The 5,746-nt window shown below is 38.2% G+C and carries 2 protein-coding genes; both read right to left on the bottom strand.

Annotated features, from left to right (window positions below; translation table 11 throughout):
• Positions 1-90: 90 nt before the first annotated feature.
• Positions 91-2,616: an N-acetylmuramoyl-L-alanine amidase family protein gene (locus tag HMPREF3112_RS06180; RefSeq protein ID WP_070438693.1), complete on the bottom strand. Its 2,526-nt coding sequence runs from the start codon at positions 2,614-2,616 to the stop codon at positions 91-93.
• Between the two features lie 385 nt (positions 2,617-3,001).
• Positions 3,002-5,746 (bottom strand): glucosyl transferase (locus tag HMPREF3112_RS06175; RefSeq protein ID WP_256262670.1); only part of this gene is annotated, 2,745 nt, incomplete at its 5' end.

The following is a 5,746-nucleotide window of genomic DNA, read 5'->3' as shown; positions in this document are numbered from 1 at the left end:
GCCAAAATCAGCATGCTGATTTTGGCTTTTTGTTTGTTTTTTTATCTGTATGACTAGTAAGAATAATTTTAGTCGATTAGTGGACTTATTTTACAATTGCTTCGCACGCCCAATTTCATCAAAGTGATAAGTCACACCATTGATGGTACGTGTTTGGTTGGTGACGAGCTCACCAGAGTTTTCGTCATAATAACGAGTTCCCTTGTAGTCTGTAACGAAATCGCCCTTAACTTGTTTACCTTCATAATCAAAGTAGAGGTGTTGACCATTGACGACTTGATCGAAGAGGAGAGCCTTACCATCGTTACCGAAGTAGTACCAGTTGCCTTTCCAATTAACGAATTGATTGGTTACAGCAGCTCCAGTCTCAGCATCGAAGTAGTAGTAACTATAGAGTTTAGGTTTGATAATAGTACTGCTAGATGTATGAGGATATCTAGATGATTCTTTTTGCTCAGGACTAAGCACTTCATCTTTTGCGAGAAAACCAGTAACTGAGCTAACTGACCAGGTATTATCAAGGTAATAGAGTTTACCATCTATTTTTTGAAGACCTAAAAGTTTGTTACCATTTTCATCAGTATAGTACCATTGAGGGCCTACTTGATGGAAGCCTTTTTCTCTAACTGCAGCCCCAGTAACTTTATCATAGAAAGGTCCAGAACCGTAAGGTCCAAAAGTTCCTCGACGGGCTTGTCCATCTTCATAGAACGAATAGGTTACACCATTAATGGTTTGAGAATCAGAAAGTGGTTTTCCATCTTTATCATAATAGAAGAGACCATTATCAACATGAACAAATTGGTTCCGTGGGACTTCCTTCTGTTCACCGGTATCCTTATCATAGTAGTGGCCGTTTTTAACTACGTTTTTGAATTGTGTTCCGAGGTGGTCGTCAAAGTAGACAGGGACACCATCAATGGTATGAGCACCTTTTAGAATATTACCTTGCTTATCTGCATAGAACCACTTACCTCGACTTGTAAAGTAACGCCCCTTAACAAGTTCACCAGTATCCTTGTCGTAATACTTAACTGGGGTACCAAAGACAACAAAGCTATCATAGAGAACATTAATGCCATCTTTATCTACAAAGTCATCTTTAGCTTGTATTCCAAATACCTTGTCGAAATGTACCTGAACACCATTGATGACATGGTCCCCTTTAAGGATTTTGCCATTTGAACCGACATAATACCAATGGTTATTAATATTATGGTAACGATTTTTTTCAAGTGTGACTCTCGCACCAGAGTCTTTATCATAGTAGTAACCATCGTCTCCAAAATCACCTTTCACTTGTCGACCATAATAAGAATCAAAGTAGACAGGAACATTATTTATGGTTTGTGAACCTTTTAGTGGTTTGCCCTCAGCATCCACATAGTACCAATATTTATCTACATTGACATAACGGTTGGTCACGAGTGCACCAGTTGAAGTATCGTAGTATTTACCATTACCTCCAAAGTCACCTTTCACTTGAGCACCGGTCTTATTATCGAAATAGTACTCTTTACCATCAATAAGAGTAGCACCTTTCACGGGGATACCTTTTGCGCCGATAAAGTAGTTTTTGTCTTTAACTGTTACGAAACGGTTAGTTACTAGCTTACCAGTGTGTTCATCATAATAGCGGTTTTCCTTATCGAAATCACCTTTTATTTGAATACCATTTTCATCGAAATAGACCTGAGCCCCATTGATGATATGGCTACCCTTTATGATTTGTCCGCTATTATTGAGATAATACCATTTTCCTTTGATTTCAACAAAACGATTGGTTCCTAAATTAACGAAAACACCATCCTGATCGTAAAAGTGTCCATTAGGAGCAAAGCGGTCAATGATTTGAGTACCGGATTTATCATCAAAGTATACTGATCTACGATTAATTCGATACTCACCGTACACGGGGTTCCCATTATCATCTAGATAGTAACGTTCATATTGTTTCGTATCGTTGCTGTAGGTTACGATAAATTGACTTTTGAGAAGGGCACCAGAATCTTTGTCATAGAAATTTAGTTTTTTAGCATTATTAGGATCCTTTGCAAAAACGCCTTTAGCTTGCACGCCATTTTCTTTATCGAAATAGACTTGAACCCCATCAATAGTTTGTGGTCCAGTCAGGTCATTACCATTGGCATCTCGGTAATGCCATTTACCGTTTTGGTCACTGTAATATTGACCACCTGTAATGTTTACGTTCTCATTAATAACAGGAGTTGTTGTAGTTGTTTCACTAGTTACACTGTCTCTTGTTGAAGCTGCGTGTGCTTCAACGGTTGTTGTTTCAGTAGGTGCTTGACTTTCACTAGTGGTTGCTGAAGCCGTTTCTCTAACGTTTTCCGAACTTGCTAACTCTGGAGCACCTGTTGAACTTTCAGCAGAAGATATTGCTTCAATACCCTTTGTTTCAACTAAGTCTGCTGTTGTTTCAACATTGGCAATAACACTTGTTGTTGTGTCAATCTTGTGTGTTTCACCAGTAGTTACTTCATCCGCAAAAGCAACTCCTGCAATAAGCGCAAAACTTGCAAGAGCTGATGCACATGAAAATGCAATAAGATACTTTTTAGATGTTTGATGTTTGACCTTATTATTTGTTTCCATAACAAATACCTCCCCTTTTTAATTTATATTATAATGCAATAAGAAAGCCTTTTCAATATTAAAAATAAAAAGGCTTTCTTTTAATGTGAAGAGATTGATAAAAGAGAATAACATCTATTTTTCTGGCTATTAGGTGAGATTTTTCCAGTTCTTAGTAATTCAAACAATTATCAAAAAACAAAAAAATCCAGGACCTGCGCCCTGGATTTAGGAGATTATGAAAAAGAAAAGTTTTAGGATGGTTATAGTATATAAAGCAAAGCCTAAAGTTTTCTTAAAGCAGACAAAAATTATTTTCGTGGATTTTAAAAAGGAAGTTAAAATTAATCAACTTCCTCTAGTATAGATATCTGCGAGAAAAACTTAGTCTATTTTACTAAAATCCTTATAATTGCTTCGCACGCCCAATTTCATCAAAGTGATAAGTCACACCATTGATGGTACGTGTTTGGTTGGTGACGAGCTCACCAGAGTTTTCGTCATAATAACGAGTTCCCTTGTAGTCTGTAACGAAATCGCCCTTAACTTGTTTACCTTCATAATCAAAGTAGAGGTGTTGACCATTGATGACTTGATCAAATAGAAGAGCCTTTCCATCGTTACCGAAGTAGTACCAGTGTCCATCTGCATAGACGAATTGGTTGGTTACAGCAGCTCCAGTCTCAGCATCGAAGTAGTAAGTTGGGTTGTCTTCTGCTCTATTTGGGAAGGAAATATAAAAGTAAGGTCTAGCTAATTGTCCACGAACTTGTTCGTTTGTTTCGTATTTGTTCATTGGATTGTTAGAGAAGAAATAAAGCTTACCATCAATTTCTTTAAGGCCCTTTGCTTTTTTTCCGTCTTCCTCTATATAGTACCAACGACCATAAGATTTAACAAAACCAGTTTTTTTCACAGCTTCGCCAGTTTCGTCATCATAGTAAGGTGGCTCTTGGTATACGTTAAAGGAACCACGAAGAACTCTACCATATCGACCAACATAGTAATCCTTACCATCAATAGTTATATTCCCAGTTCGTCCATTACTGCTAATGTAGTATAAATCGTCACCAATCTTAATAAACTGATCACGAGGGAGTTCTTTTCGTGCTCCACTATCTTTATCGTAGTAGTAACCATCTAGAACAGTATCTTTAGCTTGTACACCATTATAGTCAAAGTAAACGTGTACCCCATCGATGGTTTGTGAGCCTTTAAGGATATTACCTTCTGCATCTGCATAGTACCATTTACCATCATGGCTAAAGTATTGACCTTTTACAAGAGCTCCAGAATTTTTATCATAGTACTTAACTGGGCTAGTATAGGAGTTTGCTTTAACCGCATGCCCATTACTATCGGTAAATTCTCCTTTAATTTGATTACCATAATATGGATCAAAGTGAACCTGTACCCCGTCGATGGTTTGATCGCCTTTAAGGATTTTTCCTTCTCCATTAAGATAGTACCAGTTATCGTTGATGTAAACGTAGCGATTGGTACCAAGGTCTATTTTAGCACCAGAATCTTTGTCGTAGAAGTAGCCATCATTACCAAAGACACCTTTGGCTTGTTTACCATCATAAGGGTCAAAGTATACAGGAACATTGTTAATGGTTTGAGAACCTTTAAGCCGTTTACCGTCATTGCCTACGTAGTACCAGTCTTTGTCGACTTGGACATAACTATTGATTACGAGAGCACCAGTAGTACTGTTATAATATTTTTTGTTACTTGCGAAATTTCCCTTAACCTGAGCGCCAGTTTTTTCGTCAAAGAAGTATTCAATGTTGTCGATGACGGTCGCTCCTTTAATAGCCTTACTATCTGCTCCAATGAAGTAGGTCTTGTCATTAACGGTAACGAAACGATTAGTAACTAAAGTTCCAGAGTCTTTATCGTGAAATTGATTTTTATAGTCAAAATCTCCTTTAACTTGTTTACCTCCATATTCAAAATAAACGTGAGCTCCATCAATAATGTGTTCACCGGTTAAAATTTTTCCATCGTTACCGACATAGTACCAATTGTCTCTGATTTGAACATAACGATTGGCACCAAGATCAACACGATTTCCGTCCTGATCGTAAAAGTAACCATCGTCAGCAAAATTGTCGAAAACCTGGCTTCCCTCGTAGGTATCGAAGTAGACTTGTTTACCGTCAATTGTTTGAGGACCAGTTAACCGAATTCCTTGGTCGTTAACATAATAACGTTCATTTCGATGTTTGTAAGGATTATAAGCGATAACATATTGATTGGTGGCAAGAGCACCAGTATCCTTATCGTAGTATCGAGATTTATTATCCCCCTCATCTTTGACAAAATATCCTTTGACTTGAGCTCCGTATTGTCGGAAGTAAACCTTAACACCATCGATGGTTTGTGGTCCCTTTAAAATAGCACCATCATTTCCAGCATAGTACCATTCCCCGTTTAATTCGAAATAGCGGTTTGTTCCGAAATCCACTTGTTTACCATATTTGTCATAATAACGGCCATCAGGAGCAAAATTGTTTTTAATTAGTTCACCATACTGCTCAAAATAATACCACGCTCCATTAACTTCTTTAGAACCAATTGCCTTATTACCATTTTCATCAACGTAATAGGTTCTACCATATTCTTCAACAAATTTATTAGTAACAAGAGCACCAGAGTCTTTGTCATAATAGTGACCGTCCCAGCCAAATCCCCCTTTAACCTGAACACCGCCTGGATTGAAGTAGACCTTAACGCCATCAATAGTTTGTGGTCCAGTCAGGTCTTTACCGCTAGCATCTTTGTAATGCCAGTAGCCTTGGTCGTCGCTATAGTATTGACCACCAGTGACGTTTGTTTCATTAGGTACTGAAGCTGTCTCGCTGGCAGCTCGGTCTGTAGTTACGGCTTCACGTGTTTGGCCTGCAACTGATTCTGTAGGAGTTTGGCTTTCGTTTGCAGTTGTTGAGGCAGTTTCACTGACAACTTCAGAGCTTGCAGCAGAAGTTGTGGCTTGTTCTGAGACATTTGTAGTGCTTTGAGTGGTGCCTAAATTTTCAGTAGTAGCAGGAGCTTCGACAACCTTAGTTTCTACGAGGTCTGCGGTAGTTTCCACATTTGCAGTGGTAGTAGCGTTCACATCAAGGTTTGATGAGTTATCAGCTTTAGC

It is taken from the genome of Streptococcus sp. HMSC10E12 (genome assembly GCF_001807855.1).
Lineage (GTDB): Bacteria > Bacillota > Bacilli > Lactobacillales > Streptococcaceae > Streptococcus > Streptococcus salivarius.
The sequence above is the reverse complement of the archived record's forward strand: the minus strand, read 5'-3'. Positions and strand labels throughout refer to the sequence as shown.